This window comes from Aureibaculum koreense (assembly GCF_034296135.1).
GTDB lineage: Bacteria > Bacteroidota > Bacteroidia > Flavobacteriales > Flavobacteriaceae > Aureibaculum.
The window spans coordinates 162903-181024 of the sequence record NZ_JAXKVV010000001.1; the positions used below are offsets into that span (position 1 = coordinate 162903).

At 33.1% G+C, this 18122-nt stretch carries 19 protein-coding genes and 1 pseudogene; 8 read left to right on the forward strand and 12 right to left on the reverse strand.

Annotation, left to right across the window (positions count from 1 at the left end; all coding sequences use genetic code 11):
- Nucleotides 1–66 precede the first annotated feature (66 nt).
- Nucleotides 67–1584 (forward strand): glycoside hydrolase family 10 protein, encoded by a 1518-nt coding sequence (locus UMM65_RS00785; RefSeq protein WP_321974545.1) that lies wholly within the window; start codon nucleotides 67–69, stop codon nucleotides 1582–1584.
- Nucleotides 1585–1810: 226 nt separating this feature from the next.
- On the opposite strand, the gene yaaA is transcribed toward UMM65_RS00785, so the two are convergent.
- Nucleotides 1811–2569: a peroxide stress protein YaaA gene (yaaA, locus tag UMM65_RS00790; protein WP_321974546.1), complete on the reverse strand. Its 759-nt coding sequence runs from the start codon at nucleotides 2567–2569 to the stop codon at nucleotides 1811–1813.
- Between the two features lie 257 nt (nucleotides 2570–2826).
- Here yaaA and UMM65_RS00795 point away from each other — a divergent pair, with 257 nt between their 5' ends.
- The 5 genes and pseudogenes from UMM65_RS00795 to tnpA all read left to right on the forward strand — a co-directional run bounded on the left by UMM65_RS00795 (nucleotide 2827) and on the right by tnpA (nucleotide 6507).
- Entirely contained in the window at nucleotides 2827–3357 is a 531-nt protein-coding gene (locus UMM65_RS00795) for an SH3 domain-containing protein (protein ID WP_321974547.1), read from the forward strand.
- A 298-nt stretch (nucleotides 3358–3655) separates the two neighbouring features.
- Nucleotides 3656–4186, forward strand: coding sequence for a hypothetical protein (locus tag UMM65_RS00800; protein ID WP_321974548.1), 531 nt, complete (start codon nucleotides 3656–3658; stop codon nucleotides 4184–4186).
- Nucleotides 4187–4265: 79 nt separating this feature from the next.
- Nucleotides 4266–4712, forward strand: a complete 447-nt coding sequence (locus tag UMM65_RS00805) for a hypothetical protein (protein ID WP_321974549.1) — start codon at nucleotides 4266–4268, stop codon at nucleotides 4710–4712.
- 163 nt (nucleotides 4713–4875) lie between these two features.
- On the forward strand, nucleotides 4876–5289 hold the full coding sequence (locus UMM65_RS00810; RefSeq protein ID WP_321974550.1) for a hypothetical protein: 414 nt from the start codon (nucleotides 4876–4878) through the stop codon (nucleotides 5287–5289).
- Nucleotides 5290–6048: 759 nt separating this feature from the next.
- Nucleotides 6049–6507: pseudogene (gene tnpA / locus UMM65_RS00815) on the forward strand (IS200/IS605 family transposase).
- 203 nt (nucleotides 6508–6710) lie between these two features.
- Here tnpA and UMM65_RS00820 read toward each other — a convergent pair.
- Nucleotides 6711–7736 carry an RluA family pseudouridine synthase gene (locus UMM65_RS00820; protein WP_321974551.1) on the reverse strand — a complete coding sequence of 342 codons (1026 nt, stop codon included), beginning with the start codon at nucleotides 7734–7736 and terminating at the stop codon, nucleotides 6711–6713.
- 10 nt (nucleotides 7737–7746) lie between these two features.
- On the reverse strand, nucleotides 7747–8304 hold the full coding sequence (locus UMM65_RS00825; protein WP_321974552.1) for a PASTA domain-containing protein: 558 nt from the start codon (nucleotides 8302–8304) through the stop codon (nucleotides 7747–7749).
- A gap of 97 nt (nucleotides 8305–8401) precedes the next feature.
- Between UMM65_RS00825 and UMM65_RS00830 the strand changes: the two genes are divergently transcribed.
- Nucleotides 8402–9367: a D-alanine--D-alanine ligase gene (locus UMM65_RS00830; RefSeq protein ID WP_321974553.1), complete on the forward strand. Its 966-nt coding sequence runs from the start codon at nucleotides 8402–8404 to the stop codon at nucleotides 9365–9367.
- 335 nt (nucleotides 9368–9702) lie between these two features.
- A complete protein-coding gene (locus tag UMM65_RS00835; protein ID WP_321974554.1) occupies nucleotides 9703–10503 on the forward strand; it encodes a TIGR00266 family protein in 801 nt (266 codons plus the stop codon).
- A 43-nt stretch (nucleotides 10504–10546) separates the two neighbouring features.
- On the opposite strand, the gene UMM65_RS00840 is transcribed toward UMM65_RS00835, so the two are convergent.
- The 9 genes from UMM65_RS00840 to UMM65_RS00880 all read right to left on the reverse strand — a co-directional run bounded on the left by UMM65_RS00840 (nucleotide 10547) and on the right by UMM65_RS00880 (nucleotide 18075).
- Nucleotides 10547–11242 (reverse strand): DUF4369 domain-containing protein, encoded by a 696-nt coding sequence (locus UMM65_RS00840; RefSeq protein WP_321974555.1) that lies wholly within the window; start codon nucleotides 11240–11242, stop codon nucleotides 10547–10549.
- Between the two features lie 218 nt (nucleotides 11243–11460).
- Entirely contained in the window at nucleotides 11461–11853 is a 393-nt protein-coding gene (locus UMM65_RS00845) for a VOC family protein (RefSeq protein ID WP_321974556.1), read from the reverse strand.
- A 2-nt stretch (nucleotides 11854–11855) separates the two neighbouring features.
- On the reverse strand, nucleotides 11856–12386 hold the full coding sequence (locus tag UMM65_RS00850) for an SRPBCC family protein (protein WP_321974557.1): 531 nt from the start codon (nucleotides 12384–12386) through the stop codon (nucleotides 11856–11858).
- 44 nt (nucleotides 12387–12430) lie between these two features.
- Nucleotides 12431–13357 carry a 1,4-dihydroxy-2-naphthoate polyprenyltransferase gene (locus UMM65_RS00855; RefSeq protein ID WP_321974558.1) on the reverse strand — a complete coding sequence of 309 codons (927 nt, stop codon included), beginning with the start codon at nucleotides 13355–13357 and terminating at the stop codon, nucleotides 12431–12433.
- Nucleotides 13358–13511: 154 nt separating this feature from the next.
- Nucleotides 13512–14114 carry an SPOR domain-containing protein gene (locus UMM65_RS00860; RefSeq protein ID WP_321974559.1) on the reverse strand — a complete coding sequence of 201 codons (603 nt, stop codon included), beginning with the start codon at nucleotides 14112–14114 and terminating at the stop codon, nucleotides 13512–13514.
- A gap of 18 nt (nucleotides 14115–14132) precedes the next feature.
- On the reverse strand, nucleotides 14133–14912 hold the full coding sequence (locus tag UMM65_RS00865; protein ID WP_321974560.1) for a (Fe-S)-binding protein: 780 nt from the start codon (nucleotides 14910–14912) through the stop codon (nucleotides 14133–14135).
- Between the two features lie 118 nt (nucleotides 14913–15030).
- Complete coding sequence (locus UMM65_RS00870) at nucleotides 15031–15474, reverse strand: LNS2 domain-containing protein (RefSeq protein ID WP_321974561.1); 444 nt, start codon at nucleotides 15472–15474, stop codon at nucleotides 15031–15033.
- Nucleotides 15464–16780 (reverse strand): (Fe-S)-binding protein, encoded by a 1317-nt coding sequence (locus UMM65_RS00875; RefSeq protein WP_321974562.1) that lies wholly within the window; start codon nucleotides 16778–16780, stop codon nucleotides 15464–15466. Before UMM65_RS00875 ends, UMM65_RS00870 begins: the two co-directional genes overlap by 11 nt.
- A gap of 338 nt (nucleotides 16781–17118) precedes the next feature.
- Nucleotides 17119–18075 (reverse strand): MlaD family protein, encoded by a 957-nt coding sequence (locus UMM65_RS00880; RefSeq protein ID WP_321974563.1) that lies wholly within the window; start codon nucleotides 18073–18075, stop codon nucleotides 17119–17121.
- Between the last annotated feature and the right edge of the window lie 47 nt (nucleotides 18076–18122).

Below are 18122 nucleotides of genomic sequence, written 5' to 3' on the forward strand. Positions count from 1 at the left end.
GCTGATATATCAGTTATGACCTCTCCGAAGGAGAGGTATAAGAACAATTGAATTTAGTTTCAGAAAATGAATAAAAAGATATTTTACCTAACAGTTGTTATTTCATTTATAACAAATTTACTTTTTGCCCAAAACATCAATCACGAATTTAGAGGGGTGTGGATTGCAACCGTTAATAATATTGATTGGCCTAGTGAAAAAAATTTAACGCCTGTTACCCAAAAAGCAGAATTGATTCGAATGTTGGACAAATTCAAGGATTTAAATTTTAACGCAGTTATTTTCCAAATCCGACCTACTGCAGATGCTTTTTACAATTCTAAATACGAACCTTGGTCGGCCTATTTAACGGACAGTATTAACAGTCCGCCAAACCCATATTTTGACCCTTTGGCATTTGCCATTGCAGAAACCCATAAACGCGGTATGGAATTTCATGCGTGGTTAAATCCTTATCGTGTATTGATTAATTACGACAAAACGACAACAACTCCATTAGCTCTGATTAAAGAAAAACCTGAATGGTTTTTAAACTATGGCAATACCACATATTTTAATCCCGGTGTGCCAGAGGTTAGAGCTTATACCAATAAAGTGGTTGCGGATATCGTCCAAAATTATGATGTTGATGCCATCCATTTTGATGATTATTTTTATCCCTATAAAATTGAGGGAGAAGCTTTTCCCGATGAAGAATCATTCAAAAATTATGGTGGTAAATTTTATCCGGATCAACTTGAGAATTGGCGAAGAGATAATGTAAGTACTGTCATTAAAGAATTGCATACTACCATAAAATCCATTAAGCCTTGGGTGCAATTTGGCATTAGCCCTTTTGGCGTTTGGCGAAATAAAGCCGATGATCCAACAGGCTCAGATACGGATGCAGGACAAACCAATTATGATGACCTCTATGCCGATGTTTTACTTTGGTTAAAAAACGGATGGCTGGATTATATTTTGCCCCAGATTTATTGGCATATTGGGCATGACAGAGCCGATTACAAAACTATAGCCGAATGGTGGATAAAAAACAATTACAATACCAATTTATATATCGGACAAGCCATGTACAGATTGGGTGATGATGAGCAAGACGAAGCATGGACGAAACAGGATAAAACAGAAATTGAAAAACAATTAGACCTCAACAAAACTTATAAAAACATAAAGGGGACTACTTATTTTAGTGCTAAAAGTTTTAATAAAAACGCTTATGGAATCAACGAGATTTTAAAAGAGAAGTATTACCAATACCCTACGTTACCGCCATCAAGCAACCATAAAAAAGAGTTTATTCCTGAACCTGTATCAAATATTAGGCTGGATAAAATCAAACGAAAAAACTATCAATTGTCATGGAATACAATGCCCGAGAACACAGAAAAGGAAGCTGTAAAATTCTTAATTTATAAATTTGACCGAGGTGAATCCATGGATATTAATAATCCCTCAAAAATTATTGCTTTAACTGGAGAAACCCATTTTAACATTCATAAAAAAGTGAAGAAAAGAACCGCTTTTGTAATTTTCCCTGTGAGCAGAAATAATAATATAGGAAAGGGTGAAGTATTTGTGAGGTAGAAGCCCACCCCGACCCTCCCGAAGGGAGGGGGATTTTACCGCAACACAAACTGTAATCACATACGAATCATGATTTTATAGTTTAGTAATTTTTCAATAATGATTAGATTTTAGTAATAAAATAATTGAAATTTTAAAAGTATTTGAATTTTTAATTTAGATAAAGAAACATTCAATTTTAAACTAATCTTAACCCCCTCCCTTCGGGAGGGCTTGGGTGGGTCTATTATCTCGTAAAAACCAACTCATTTTCCGAAGACATATTGGCATCAAAAGCATAGCCCTCGGTATCAAAACCCTTTAAACCTTCAACTGTATCTATATCATTATCAATAATATAACGTACCATATATCCTCTTGCCAATTTAGCATAAGTCATAATGGTTTTATATTTTCCGTTTTTTAAATCTTTAAACACGGGCGTAATAATGGGCGATTTTAATACCTTAGGTTTTATGGCTTTAAAATATTCTGTACTTGCTAAATTGATTACCGGTTCGTTATCCTCTAGTTCTTCATTTAAAGCTTCGGTTATGGAAGTATCCCAAAATTTATAAAGGTTATCTTTTCTGCCAATTTTTAGTTTTGTACCCATTTCCAATCGGTATGGCTGCATCAAATCTAAAGGTTTTAGCAAACCATATTGACCAGATATTATACGTAATTTATCCTGTAACTGGTCTAATTTTTTGGTAGGCAAAGTAGCCATGTCCAACCCTCTAAAAACATCGCCAGTAAAAGCATAAATAGCTTGCTTTGAATTTTTAGTAGTAAATGGCAAACTCCATTGTTGATTGCGATCATAATTTAGTTGCCCTAAATTATCAGAAATATTCATCAATTTTGACAGTTGTTTTGCACTTTTCTTTTTTAGAACTGTACTCAGCTTTTCCGCTTGTTCCAAAAAAATAGGTTCTGTATATTTTTTAGTGGGTACTTCAGATTCAAAATCTAAAGACTTTGCAGGAGATATGATTATTTTCATTTTATTCAGATTTCTTGAGGTGTAAAAATACAAAGCAAATCTGACTATTCAAATGGTTTATAAGTTAAATATTTATGCCGATATAGATACAACTTATAAATCTGACAACTGTTTTTTATTTAAACAGTTGTGCACTTTGACTTTTTGATTCTAAATTCGTCAACATAAAAAAGTTGGAGGTATTACCTACCGGAAAAGTGGTGTAAAGATTAGTTAAGAATAATATATGGATTATTAAACGTTATAATTATTAATATATGAAAAACAATATTTTACTATTAATCTTAATACTTTCCATTTCTTGTACTTGTTTCTCACAAGAAAATAAGGTAGAAAAGCATAATTCCAAAAGTGCAAAGAACTGTAAGGATTTTCTATTGAACGTTTATATAAGTGACCCTGATGATGAGACTAATCTTAGAAAAAAGCCCAATGGAAAAATAGTACTTAAATTAAAAAACGATAATTACGGTTATACAATACAAGTAACGGAATCAAAAAAGGAATGGTTTAAAGTTAAAACTATTACATCTGTAGAAGGTGATACCATTGAAATTCCTGGCGGAACGGCATGGATTCACAACTCTTTAACTAAAGCGGGTACAAGAAAAGATATAAAACTGTTAGATACACCAAAAAATGGATCTGTAGTAGGAACTGTTAAACAAGAAAATGAGGTGCATATTTTAGAAATATGTTCAGATTGGGTTAAAGTTAAATACGATGGAATCAGTGGGTGGGCATCATCGGAATGGTTATGTGGCAGCCCAGTTACAACGTGTCCTTAAAAATTATTACAGTTTTTCTAATAAATAATTAACATAGTTACACTTAACCACCAGAAAACACAAAACAACTCCTATAATAATTTTAATTGTCAACCTTAATTCCGTTTTATTTAGTTTTATTTTAAACATTTTTTTTTCTATATTTGGTGAGTAGTCGCTAAATAAGACCCCTACTCTAACCTCTCGACGCTTTGGGACAGTATTCTTTTCTTTTTAGCTTCTTAATTAAGAAAAAAATAGTTATAGATATAACCACAATGTGGTTATACGGATGTTGCCCAAAATTTGAAAAAACATTATGAATATAAAGAAATTTACAGATGAATTAATTGACGAATGGAGAAAATTACCACAAAATCAACGTGGTTTGGCAGGAGTAATTGACAACAAAGAAAGTGGTTTAAAAGGAGAAAAATCTGCTATAAATAAATTGAGAAATGAACTATCTGATTATAAATTTACTCTAACGCCAAATAGCTGGAGTCCAGCAGACATTATTGGATTCAAAAAAAGTCCAGATTACTGGCATTTTGCATTATATCAAGTAAAAACATCTCTCAATGAACAAACGTTGACAAGTGAAATTATTGAAAAAAATACTCTGCCAGTACTAGCTAAGTTATTGAAAAGTATTTATCCAAATTCTGACCAAACTAAATATTATAAAAGCAAACCAATCTATATAACTTTAGGATATTTAGGTTTACTTAATAAGAATGGCAGGAATACAATTGTTAAAAGAGTTCCATATCAAAAAGATTTTACGATGAATAATTTAAATCTAACATCTAGCCAGAAAACCGATATTAGAAATTTAGCTCATAAATAATTATGGAAAACTTTGATTTTTCTTCTCTAATCACAGTATTTATTTCTGGAATTTTTGGAGTTATTGTTGCAATTGTTACGTGGAGACTTGCCAACAAAAGAGAAAAACAAAAATTCAATTTGGAATTCGCAAAAACCGAATTGAAAGCCAAAGAGAACTTTATATTTCAATTTTAGCATCTATTGATAAAACAGTCAGATATACAACAAGAGAAAAAGATTATTCAGATTTAATTGATGAAAACACAATTATACTTGCGAAATCAAAACTTTTAGCGACTAAAAAAATAAATATCAAATTAGAAGAAATACACGATATAATCCAAGTTTGGTCATCTAATTACAGACAGAGTTTACCAAAAAGAATTGATGGAATAGAAATGGGTATAATCACTTCTGAAGATTCGAAATACCGTAAAAAAGCTGAAGAATTGATTCCTCATCTACAGAAAACAATGGGAGAATTGGTTGAGGAAATAAAGTCTGAATTAAATAAATTGAGTGAGGAAATAAAGAAAAATATATAAAAACGGTAGCTAAAAAAGAACTAAAAACAAACTTAAGACGTATATAATTAATTGCCTTGGCAAGAGAGTACTTGGAAAATTCCGTTGGAATTTTCTCGCGTTCGTTTTTGTTTAGGTGCAATGTAGCAAAACGGTTATAGGTAAGCTGAAAAACTCACTCAAATTGATAAAAAAAATACTAATTGGAATTATTTTACTTGGAATTATAGCCATAATCGGGTTTTTCATTTTCATGGCAAACTTTGATATATTTGGAGAATCAATTGAAACGGAATTAAAAGCAGAATGTGATAACAAAGGTTTAAGGAAAATAATATTGACTAAAGTCGCTGGAAACGCTACAATGAATCCTGGAATGACAATTTATGCGACTGATTGTAAAAATGATAAAGAGAAAGAACCTGAACCAATATTTGTAACGGACTTATCTTACCTTAAAAATTCTGATGTAAACTTTGAGTGGAAAAACTCTGATACAATAATTATAAAATACAATAAAAAATTGAGGATATTCAAACAGGAAACGGAATCTAAAACTGTAGATCCGAAAATTATATTTGAATATATAGCTGAATAAAAAAGCCAATGTACAACAAAGAACTGAACTAAAAACAAACTTAAGACGTATATAATTAATTGTCTTTGCAAGAGAGTACTTGGAAAATTTCGTTGGAATTTTCTCGCGTTCGTTTTTGTTTACTAAATTAGTTGCTTAAACATGCTTTTGAACATAAACAAAAGATAGTAAACTATCTCCCCTTTCTTTATAAATATTTAGCCAACGTACCATCTGGCTCCTCACTAATATTGGTCTGCTAGACCAATATTTCACGTTCGGTCCTCCCTTTGTACAAGAGAGGAAACCAGATAACATTTATATTTTAGAGAATAAAATTATAATTTTTACTAGTAACTTTATTTAGAACCGCCTCCTCCTCCCGAAGCATCGGGACAAAGGGAGATCCTGTGCTGAACTTATTTAAGTATGTCCACGCTCTTTGGCGTGGACGGAGGGATAAAAAAAAGTCATCTCTACTCCTTCTGATGCACGGTATAATTCCGCCATTTTTCAATGGCCTGTTGCATATCTGAGGGAAATTAAAATTATGCCTTATAAATATATTTCGTACCTACGGCACGAGGATGTGATCTGGGAATTTTTTTCTACCAATGTGTAATCCCGCTGGGATTGTTTCTATTTAAAAACTGTTGTAACCCTGTCCCGTTAGGGACAAAATATTGGTAGAAAACATTAATTTCACGGATTTCTTGTGCCGTAGGTACAACATATAAATTCTTTCTCTTAAAAATCCTATCTTTATACAAATCATAAATTATGGCTAACACCTACACGCAAATACATATTCAAGCAGTTTTTGCTGTACAAAATAGAATTTGTTTGATTCAACCCTCTTGGAAAGATGACCTATATAAATATATGACCGGAATTATCCAAAATAACGGTCACAAAATGCTTCAAATTAACGGTATGCCAGACCATATTCATATTTTAATTGGAATGAGACCGACACAATCTTTATCCGATTTAATGAAATTTGTCAAACAAGATTCTTCAAAATGGATAAATAAAAATAATCTTCTAAACAGCAAATTTTCATGGCAAGAAGGTTTTGGGGCATTTTCTTATTCTAAATCTCAAGTACCTCAAGTAATCAATTATATAAAAAATTAAGAAGAACATCATAAGACGAAAACATTTATGGAAGAATATTTAGAATTCCTTCAAAAATTTGAAATTGATTATGATGAAAATTATATTTTTAAAAGCGTATAATATATTTCGTACTTACGGTTCGAGGGTTTTGTGTTGGAATTTTTTTTCTACCAATGTTTAATCCCACTGGGATTGTTTCTATTTAAAAATTGTTATAACCCTGTCCCGTTAGGGACAAAATATTGGTAGAAAAAATAAATTGAAAGATTTTTTGTGCCGTAGGTACAACACCTTAGAGAAAGAACCTTTTGAAAATCAAAATATCATTCCTTCTGATGCACCGTATAATTCCGCCATTTTTCAATGGCCAATTTCATATCTTCTGGCAATTCAGAGTCAAATTGTAGTTTCTTTTTGGTTATGGGATGTGTAAACCCTAAGGTTTTGGCATGTAAAGCTTGTCTGGGTAACAGCTTAAAACAATTATCTACAAACTGCTTGTATTTGGTAAAGGTGGTTCCTTTTAAAACGGCATTACCACCATAACGTTCGTCATTAAACAAAGTATGGCCTATATGTTTAAAATGGGCTCTAATTTGGTGGGTTCTACCCGTTTCCAATTTACACTGTACCAAAGTTACATAACTAAAACGTTCCAACACTTTAAAATGTGTAATTGCAGGTTTACCATGGTCACCATCAGGGAAAACATCCATTTGCAATCGGTTTTTAAAGCTTCTGCCAATATGGCCTTCAATAGTGCCTTCATCTTCTTTTAAATTGCCCCAAACCAATGCAACATATAACCTTTCCGTTGTACGGTCAAAAAACTGATTTGCCAAATACGACATGGCGAATTCTGTTTTAGCAACTACTAATAATCCGCTTGTGTCTTTGTCAATTCTATGCACAAGACCGGGACGTTCATTAGAATTTGAGGGTAAATTTTCAATGTGGTGAATCAGTCCATTTACCAAAGTGCCACTATAATTTCCATGTCCGGGATGAACGACCATTCCCGCAGGTTTATTAACTACTAACACTTCATTGTCCTCATAAATAATATCCAATGGAATATCTTCGGCTACCAATAAATTTTCATGTGGTGGATGTGCCAACACTATTCTGACAACATCCAAAGGCTTTACCTTATGATTAGCTTTTACGATGGAATCATTCACCAATACATTCCCAGCTTTTATGGCTTGTTGAATTTTATTTCGGGTTGCATTTTCAATAAAATTCATTAAGAATTTGTCAACCCGCAACGGTTCTTGACCTTCTGCAGCTTTTATATTATGATGCTCATAAAGATCGTCTTGTTCTGAATCAATTTCTTCGGCTGACATATAGTTTTGGCTATTCTGATTTAGATCCGTCGCCCAACACCAAATCTATCGATGAGTTTTTTGGTACTAGGTCGCCCATTTCCAACTCTTTGCCTTTATATTTCATTTTACGGACAACATCCCGGCCCAAGTCAGGAATATATTGAATTTTCCCAATTTTAAATCCAATAGAGGTAAGATGGGTTTCCACCTGTCTTCTGGTTTTGTTCAACACATCGGGAATGGCAATTTTTTTATAGCTAGAAGGATTTAACGTTAAGTAAATTTTTCTATTTTCCTTGACAAAATCACCCGCTTCAGGATCTTGGTCAATCACCGATTTTGGTGGGTATTCAGGATTAAAACTTGCAGAGTCTTGTATTACAAAATTCAAATTCAAATTATCCAATGTCTTTTCTGTATCTGCCAAAGACATTTTTTTCAGATCGGGTACCAATATTTTTTGGTCATGATTTGTAGTATATGCCAACAGGGCTTTTAAAATAAAAACAAGGGCAATTACAATAACCGCCATTGCAATAATCGATCGGATAAAATATTTACTTTTTAAATACTGAATAATTTTCATATCTATAAATTAACCCTACAAACTTACGCAAAAAAGAAAAAAAGCTATCTGTTTTTTTGATACTTTTGTTTTTGGATGATCTGAACTCATTTTCTCAATGAAAAATATAGCAATAATCATGGGAGGCTATTCCTCCGAAGTTGAAATTTCTTTAAAAAGTGGCAATGTTGTTTTTAACAATTTAAATAGAAAACAGTATAAACCATATCGCGTTCATATTTTAAAAGAAAAATGGGTTGTCTTAGATGATAATGCTTCTGAATACCCAATTAATAAACACGATTTTTCTACTGAGATTGATGGCAAAAAAATCACTTTTGATTGTGTTTTCAATGCTATTCATGGAAATCCTGGGGAAAATGGAGTTATTCTAGCTTATTTTAAATTATTGGGCATCAAACATACCTCTGCCCCTTTCTATCAAATGGCATTGACGTTTAACAAACGTGATACCTTAAGCGTTGTAAAAGCGTATGGTGTTAAAACGGCAACTTCGGTGTATTTGAATCAAGGTGACGCCATTGACCAAGATGCCGTAATTGAAAAAGTAGGGTTACCATGTTTTGTAAAGCCGAATAATGCCGGTTCTAGTTTCGGAATTTCAAAAGTTTCTGAAATAGAACAATTAGCCGCTGCTTTAGAGACTGCTTTTAAAGAAGATACAGAGATTTTAATAGAATCTTTTTTGGACGGTACAGAAGTTTCCATCGGTGTTATTCAATATGAAGGAAAAGTAAAAGTATTACCACCAACTGAAATTATTTCAGAAAATGACTTTTTTGATTACGAGGCTAAATATTTAGGGAAAAGTCAAGAAATTACTCCAGCAAGAATATCAGAAAAAAAATTACAAAACTTAAACGCCGTAGCTGCCCAAGTTTATAAAATCTTAGGTATAAAAGGTTTTTCTAGGGCCGAATATATTTTTATTAGTGATGAACCTCATTTTATTGAAATAAATACCGTACCAGGTTTAACAAATGAAAGTTTGTTGCCTAAACAAGCGAAAGAAGCGGGTATTACATTAGAAGATTTGTTTGGTAATGCTATAGAGGGGGCGTGACCCCTCCGCCCTTTATATTTAATTTAAAATTTACAATTCTATCTGGGCACCTCCACCTGCCCGACCAGTAGGCAGGCTTGAAAAAAGGGGAGGGACTATTCGTATTTCATTTTTAAACTTTAATTTAATAATTATCGCATTTAAATTCTCCTCCTTTTTTCAAGGAGGAGTGGATTTATGCGTGCGACAGCAAAGTAAAAAGACGAGGTGGTCTTTTAACTTACATAAATATTTCTCCCCAACTGTAACGAACTCACCAAAAAATCAACCAATAGTTACTATTCGCTAAGAATTTAGTAATTTTAATAACTTTAAACTTAAAAACTTCAACTAACATGACATCACATGAAATAGATTACACCATTTACGGAGAAGAAATGCAATTTGTAGAAATTGAACTAGACCCACAAGAAGCCGTAGTTGCTGAAGCTGGAAGTTTTATGATGATGGATAACGGCATTAAAATGGATACCATTTTTGGTGACGGATCTGGCCAAACAAAAGGTGTTATGGGTAAGCTATTCTCGGCCGGAAAACGTTTATTAACGGGTGAAAGCTTATTTATGACCGTTTTTCTGAATGTTGAACAAGGCAAAAAGAAAGTCTCTTTTGCTTCGCCTTATCCTGGTAAAATTATTCCGCTTGACCTTACCCATTTTAACGGAAAATTTGTGTGTCAAAAAGATGCTTTTTTATGTGCCGCAAAAGGGGTTTCCGTAGGTATTGAATTTTCAAAAAAATTGGGTAGAGGCTTATTTGGTGGCGAAGGGTTTATTATGCAAAAATTAGAAGGTGATGGCATGGCATTTATGCACGCCGGTGGAACGGTTTCTAGCAAAGTATTGCAAGCTGGAGAAAAATTAAAAGTAGATACAGGCTGTTTAGTAGGTTTTACACAAAATGTAAATTACGATATTGAATTTGTAGGTGGCATTAGAAATACCGTATTTGGTGGCGAAGGTTTGTTTTTCGCCACATTAACTGGCCCAGGTACAGTATATGTACAATCTTTACCATTTAGCAGATTGGCAGGTAGAATCATTGCTTCGGTACCAAGAACTGGCGGCAAAAGCAAAGGTGAAGGCAGTATTTTAGGTGGAATTGGTGATTTGCTGGATGGAGATAACAGGTTTTAATAAGATGTGAGATAGCAAAGTATAAAGGTGAGGTAGTTAAGAATTAATTGCTCTTCTTACGCTCCGCTACAAATTCGTTCAGTATTTTGCCGTATTTAGACTCTTTAATTTCTGGAGTAAGGCTATTGTTAACACTATCTATCCAAACTAAATTGGCATCGTTAAACTCTGTTAATGCCACAAAAGGTGCCACTTCTTTATCACGGTTTGTTATGGCAAAGTTTATTGCATACCTATACCTACTTTTAAGTAATTGATCTATGGCATTTGCAATAGAGTCAATTCTTATGGTGTCATTATCTCTTTTTGCTTCAAAATCAGCTTTAACCAAATCTAAACGTTTACCTGTGTACTTACTTTTAATTTTGTTGTATTCATCTAATAACTGTTGATTTGTTAAGCCATTTATTTTAGCTGCAAATTGAAATTTATCGAGTTTGGTATTTATGGTTATTGTTCCTTTTTCACCAAAAAAAGCTATTTCCTTGCTAGGCGATTTATCCAAGGACAAATAATACATTTCAGGGCTTTCCACTTCAGCTTTTAAGATATAAGTATCTGTGCCATCCAAAGCAACTGAATCGACCGTTACCATTAATGAATCATTCTGTTTTTGAAGGTATAACGTACCTTTTTTAAGGTCTTTAATAGTACCCTGAACAATCATAGTATTTTCAGAGTCCTTCCCACATGCAATAGTAATTAGACCAATTAGAACGATAACAATTATTTTTTTCATTGAAAATAAATTATAATTTAAAAATGCAAATATAACGGTCTTTGGTTAATGTTGAAGCGTATTAGTTAGAAAGTCTTAAGACAATATTTTTGTACACAGAATTTAAAAATTTCTTGGTAAATCAAGAGTGCTTTTGGAAGCGAAATTTACAAGTAAAAAGTTTGAGATAAAACCAAACAGGGTAAGAATATAAATTATAATTATCAACCAATAATAACTCATGTATTAGAATGCAAGGCTACCCTGTTCCCTTCGGTATCTAAAAACAGTGCCATAAATCCGTAATCTTCCGAAATTTGGGTTTTGGGCTGTAAAATTTTACCTCCTGCGGGTTCTATCCTACTCAACTCATCTTCCAGATTACCTGTTCTGGAAGAGAAGTATATCAAAACTCCCATATCTGAAGAGGGTTTGTAGGCATCTTTATGTAAAACCAAGGATCCGGCAGCCCCAGGTCTATTTTGATCTTCAGTGAACGGAAACCAACCCATTGTTAATGGCCCCAGTTCATGTATAGAAATTTCAATATTAAAAACTTTATTGTAAAACTTAACCGCCCTATCCATATTCGTTACTGGTAACTCAAACCAGCCCACCATATTTCTTTCCATAATTATTGATTTTCTAAAGTTGCTTTTAATTTGGCCAATCCTTGTTCAAAATCGGATCCAACGCTTTTATCCATATTCATAAACAGCATCATAATATTAATCGGAAACTTATTAAAACCCGAAAATCCCCATGTTACTTTTGTGCCACCATCAACTTCATTTACTCGCATATACGCATCTGATGTGGATTTGAAGGGTTTTAAAAAGCGTAATTGAGTTCTCAATTCTTTATTTTTATCGATTCCAGTAATTTCTTGTTCTCCTGTACCCACTTGTTTATGGTTACTTTCCCAAGCAGAAATAAATCCAACCTCACCATCTGTACCCGTAAACGTTTTTTTCATGTTCGGATCTCTTTCCGCCCAAGGCGACCAATCTTCTTGATTTTTTAAATACTTTAAATAGTTAAAGACTTCGGAAAGTGGTTTGTTAATAACAATACTTCTATTTACTTCGTATGTTTTAGGAGCAATGATTCCTAAAATAAGTACAAGTAAAACAATACCCAATAAAATATACAATATTGTGACCATAGTTAGTTAGTTTTTAGTTAGTTGGGTAAAGTTATAAAAAATAATTATAAAATCTGTCCTAATCCGAAAAGTACGGAAAAAAGAAAAGTACTTAGAGCTAATTTCTTAAGTTCCGGGTCTAATTTTGTAGTATCATTATTTATATAGACCGTAAATAAATGTTTGAAAATAGGAATAAAGGCAATGATAAATATGAATTGCTTTGGTGAATTGTAATGCAGGAAATTATATAAAAAAGCCGCTAAAAAAGCTGTAATCAGTAAAAAATAATGATAGTTTTTCGCGGTTCTCTCACCAATCTTTACCACAAGCGTTCGTTTATTTGCTTTTTCATCAGAAATTCTATCTCTAAGATTATTCAAATTAAGAACTCCCACACTTAATAAACCTATTGAAGTGGCCGGAAGAAAAATAGTCCAATCTAACTGTTGGGAATATAAAAAGTAACTACCTACTACACTTAACCAACCAAAAAAAAGAAAGACAAAAACATCGCCAAAGCCACTATATCCATAAGCTTTTTTGCCCACGGTATATTTAATAGCTGCTGCAATACTTGCCAAACCCAACATTAAAAATAGTAAAAAATAAAGGAGATTATCTTCACCAAAAGAGATATAGAGCAACAGAATTGCAATTAGAAAAGTGACAACGCCAGTTACTATCATGGCATTAAGCATTTCTCTCGCCGATATAATACCGCTCTGCAATGCTCTTTGTGGGCCTATCCTTTCGTGGTTGTCCGTTCCTTTTATGCCATCACCATAATCATTTGCAAAATTTGATAATACCTGAAACCCAACTGTGGTCAACACAGCCAAAAGACAAATTCTCCAATCGAAAAATCCATTTGCATAAGCTAGAAAGCTACCTACTATAATTCCAGAAATCGACAAAGGCAAGGTGCGTAAACGTGCAGCATTTACAAAGGTTTTGGGTTTTGAGCTCAAGGTTTCGGGTTGGGAATTCAAGATTTAGAATTTGACAAATGTTTCGAGTTCTTTTAGCGATACGATGATTTATAGTTGATTTATCACTTAGCGATTATGAGATCCCGAAATTTCCTGTGGTCATTCGGGATAAGCGATTCACTAAAATTTTGAAAAACAAAATTTTGTTCTCTGCTTATTTAAGATATTGTGTTTCTTCGCTTAGTTCCAATGCCTCTCTAATATTTACCGGATCTCCGTAAGATTGGGCAATAATAAAACAATCAATAAAACCCAATCTTTTTAAATCTTCTTTTAAAACCAAAGCCTCGGCATAAGTGACAAAATTACCAATGGCATATTTGTTTAAACCACCTTCTTCAAACTCTTTCATATGGGCTAAATCGTCAGAGAACAACTTTGCTTTAAAGTTAGCAAATGCACCAATTTGAATGCTATAAACAATGGTTTCACCCACAATGCCTTGTGCATTTCTCTTAACTTCAAATGCAATCTTTTTTGCTTCTTTTAAATCGTGAAGCGTATCATTATTAATCAATGATAAATTATTTTTAATTAAATATTTGTTATCTATTTTATTAGATTTTGGTAAAAAAGACCATAAAAAAAGTATTAATGCCAATAAACCGAAAATTCCTAAAATAATTCTGTGTTTTCTTAAAATAGAATTATTCTCCTCTTCCTCTTTGAGCAACTTATTCAATTTATTTATGGTTTGGTTTGCCTTGTCAACCTCCTCATAAATATTAACTAAATTTTTGTCTTTAATATATGGCATAACTAGGTTAAGTTTTAATTATAGATCTTGTGCATTTGCAATAAGTTCTACAATATCCAATACTTTTATATCATTTTCTTTTTCTTTGTTTTTAACACCGTCTGTCATCATTGTATTACAAAAAGGACAACCCGTAGCGATAATATCGGGTTTAGTTTCCAAAGCTTCTTCGGTACGTTCAACATTTACATCTTTATTCCCTTTTTCTGGTTCTTTAAACATTTGAGCACCACCAGCCCCGCAACATAAACCATCGCGTTTACAGCGTTTCATCTCAACCAGCTCAACTTCCAGTTTTTGAATCAAATCCCTAGGAGCTTCATAAATTTCATTGGCCCTGCCTAAATAGCAGGGATCATGGAAAGTGATTTTTTTTCCCTTATAAATCCCTCCTTCAATGGTTATTTTACCTTCATCAAGTAGGGATTTTAAAAACTGAGTATGGTGCATAACTTGGTAATTACCACCTAATTGTGGATACTCATTTTTAATAGTATTAAAGCAATGTGGACAAGCCGTAACTACTTTTTTAATTTCATAGGCATTCATGACCTCAATATTGGTCATAGCTTGCATTTGGAAAAGAAATTCATTGCCGGCACGTTTAGCGGGATCTCCAGTACAACCTTCTTCTGTACCCAAAACCGCAAAATTAACCTCGGCCTTGTTCAAAATCTTAACAAAAGCCTTGGTTATTTTTTTAGCTCTATCATCAAAACTACCAGCACAACCCACCCAGAATAAAACTTCGGGCTGTTTGCCTTGAGCTGTCAGTTCAGCCATGGTAGGTACGTTCATAATATATTATTTAGAGTTATTTTACCCCTATACAAAATTGCCAAAATTGGCAGTTTTGACCTTCTCATAAGAGGTAGATAAAATTCCAACCATTTATTATAGTTGGAATATTCTTTATTTAATGTTTCCCGTCGTCAAAAACTTGAATGGTTACTTCTTTTTCAATCAAGTCTGTAAATTTACCTCTATATCTGGTCGCTTTTACCAAATGATTATCGATCCAATGGTAATTACCACCTCTTGGTTTACCCATTAACAAGCTATGGTATTTAAAACCATTTTCCGCCAACCATCTTTCCGTATAATCTCTATGGTCTTCCGTTCTTGATGTAAAGAAACAAATAATATGACCTTCATCATACCATTTGTTTAACGTAGCTAGTGCATCAGGATATACCTCTGCAGTTAACATACGCTCTGGTTCTTCATTCGGAATATCGTCACATACGGTTCCATCTATATCAATTAGGTAATTTTTAATCCCCTCTCCTAGTTCAGGGCTTAATAAATTTCCGTCTTTGTCTCTTAACTCTTTTAATTCTTTGTCAAATTTACTCTTCATTTTTCCAGTTTAATCTATCTAATTGGTTATACTGCCATGGTGCAGCGTTGTTTTCTATGTTAGTCATCATAATGTTCAATTCCTGTGGAGCCGCTGATTTTTCCATAACCAAAAATCTACGCATGTCCATAATTATCGATAACGGATCAATATTCACAGGACATTCTTCTACACAGGCATTACAAGTTGTGCATGCCCAAAGTTCTTCGTGTGAAATATAATTGAACAAATTTTTATCATCACTTTTAAATGTACCGTTTTTATCAATATTTTTTCCTACTTCTTCTGCCCTATCCCTTGTTTTCATCATTATTGCCCTTGGCGATAATTCTTTTCCTGTAATATTAGCAGGGCAAACAGAAGTACATCTACCACACTCAGTACATGTATAAGCGTTCAACAACTGCACCCAATTCAAATCAAAAACATCTTCAGCTCCAAATTTTTCGGGCATACTTTCATCAATTTCACTTCCAGTATTTTCTGGTGGACTAGCAAACGGATCTGCGTTCGGGTCCAACATCAATTTCACTTCGTCCGTAACCGATTGTAAGTTATTAAATTTTCCTAAAGGATTCAAATTTGCATAATAAGTATTTGGAAAAGCCAATAAAATATGCAAATGTTTAGAGTAATATAAATAATTTAAGAACACCAAAATACCCGCAATATGCAACCACCAGGCGGTTCTTTCAATAATATGAATTGTTTCTGGACTAAAGCCACCAAACCAAGGTGCTATAAATTGACTTATAATATTTCCTGAATTGGCTTGTTGAAATGGAATATCAGTTGCATTCATGGTCAGAAACAGGACCATCAAAACCATTTCAAAATACAAAATATATAGTGCATCGTTTTTAGGAAAGCCTTTCATTTCCTTGTTCCAAAACCGAGGAATGCGAAGTACCATTCTACGAATCCAAAAAACAATTACGGATATTAAAACCAAAACGGCCAAAATTTCAAAACTACCAATTAAGAAACCGTAAAAACCGCCCATAAAGGACAATACCCTGTGTGTGCCGAAAAGTCCGTCTATTATAATTTCAAGTACTTCAATATTGATAATAATAAAACCAGCATACACAATAATATGAAGCAAACCGGAAATGGGCCTCCTTACCATTTTGGATTGACCCAAGGCAATATTGACCATATTCTTTAAGCGTAAACCAGAATTATCACTTCTATCTACCGATCTGCCCAATTTAATATTACGAATCAACTTTTTTATGTTCTTAGCAAAAAAACCGATACCAATAATCAATAAAATGGTAAAAAGTATGTTGGGAATATATTGCACTTAGATAGTAATGTTGCTTTATGAATTTTTATTTTATAGTTAAAATGTCAAAAAAACAAGTGCAAAAGTTCAATAAACTGACACCTTAAAATATAACATTTCAAGATTAAAATATTGAATATCAATACCATAAGTATTGATTGCTCATGTATTCAACACATAGTAAAACTAAGGAATAATATTTATGATATATGGTTTGCTGTCAATTAGTTATTAACCGAAAGTTAATAACTTTTAAAGCAACTAAAAAATCATCAAGAACCTACATAAATAAGTAGAGTATTGTTGCACAATTCATTAATTATCCATTAGAGGAACAATGAGTACAAGGATTGCCATTACTCTTTAACCTCTTCTTCCTCTTCGGGTTTATAAGGTTTTGGTCTTTTCCCAAATAATGAAAAGTGAACAAAACGTTTAGGGTTTACTTTTAATTCAAAAAGCAATTCTTCCATTTCCTTAGAGGCCGCTTCTAAATTATCATATAACCCTTCGTCTTTGAGCAATTTTCCAATAGTTCCATCGCCATTTTCAATAGTGGCTAAAATACCGTTAAATTTGTCGATTGTACCTTGTAACCTTTGGACGGTTTCTTTAATTTGAGATTCGTTAAGTGAATCTGTCAGGCTCACTAAATTACGTGAAGCGAGAGTGGCATTACTCAAAATAGAATCCACTTTACCATTATCAGCCAACATATTGTCTAATGAAACCGAAGCAGTTTTAAATGTAGATAATGTTGTATTTAACGAGGCAATCGCATCTCGTAAATTACCTTGAGTCTTTTGATCAAATATAGCGTTAACACCTACCAATAAGGTATCTGCATTGGTCAAAAAACTGGTAACCTTAGCTTGCAACGGGGCAATTTGATCGTTTAAGGCACCTAGAATTCCCGCTTCAATTTTTCCGTTTAACGTATCGCCAGAAACCGCATTGTTACCATCAAATGCGGGAAGAATTTTAATGGACTTTCCACTAATAAAATCAGGACTATAAATTTCCGCAATACTGTTTTTTGTAAATTTAAAATCGTTTTCCAACGAAAAATTTACAACAAGTACACCTACTTTTTTTGGGTGAAAATATATTTTGTCAACAACTCCCACCTTTAAACCGTTTATAGTTACCGGTGCGGAAACAGAAAGTCCCTGAACGTTTTCGTATTCTACATAAAAATGCCTGCTGCTGTCAAAAAGATTAGACCCTTTTATAAAACTAAAACCCCAAATAAAAACTGCAATGGTAAGTACTGCAATAATTCCTGTTTTTAATTCTCTAGAGATTTTTGCCATAGATTATTTTATAAGTAGCAATATTACTAATTATTTCCGTGAGTAGA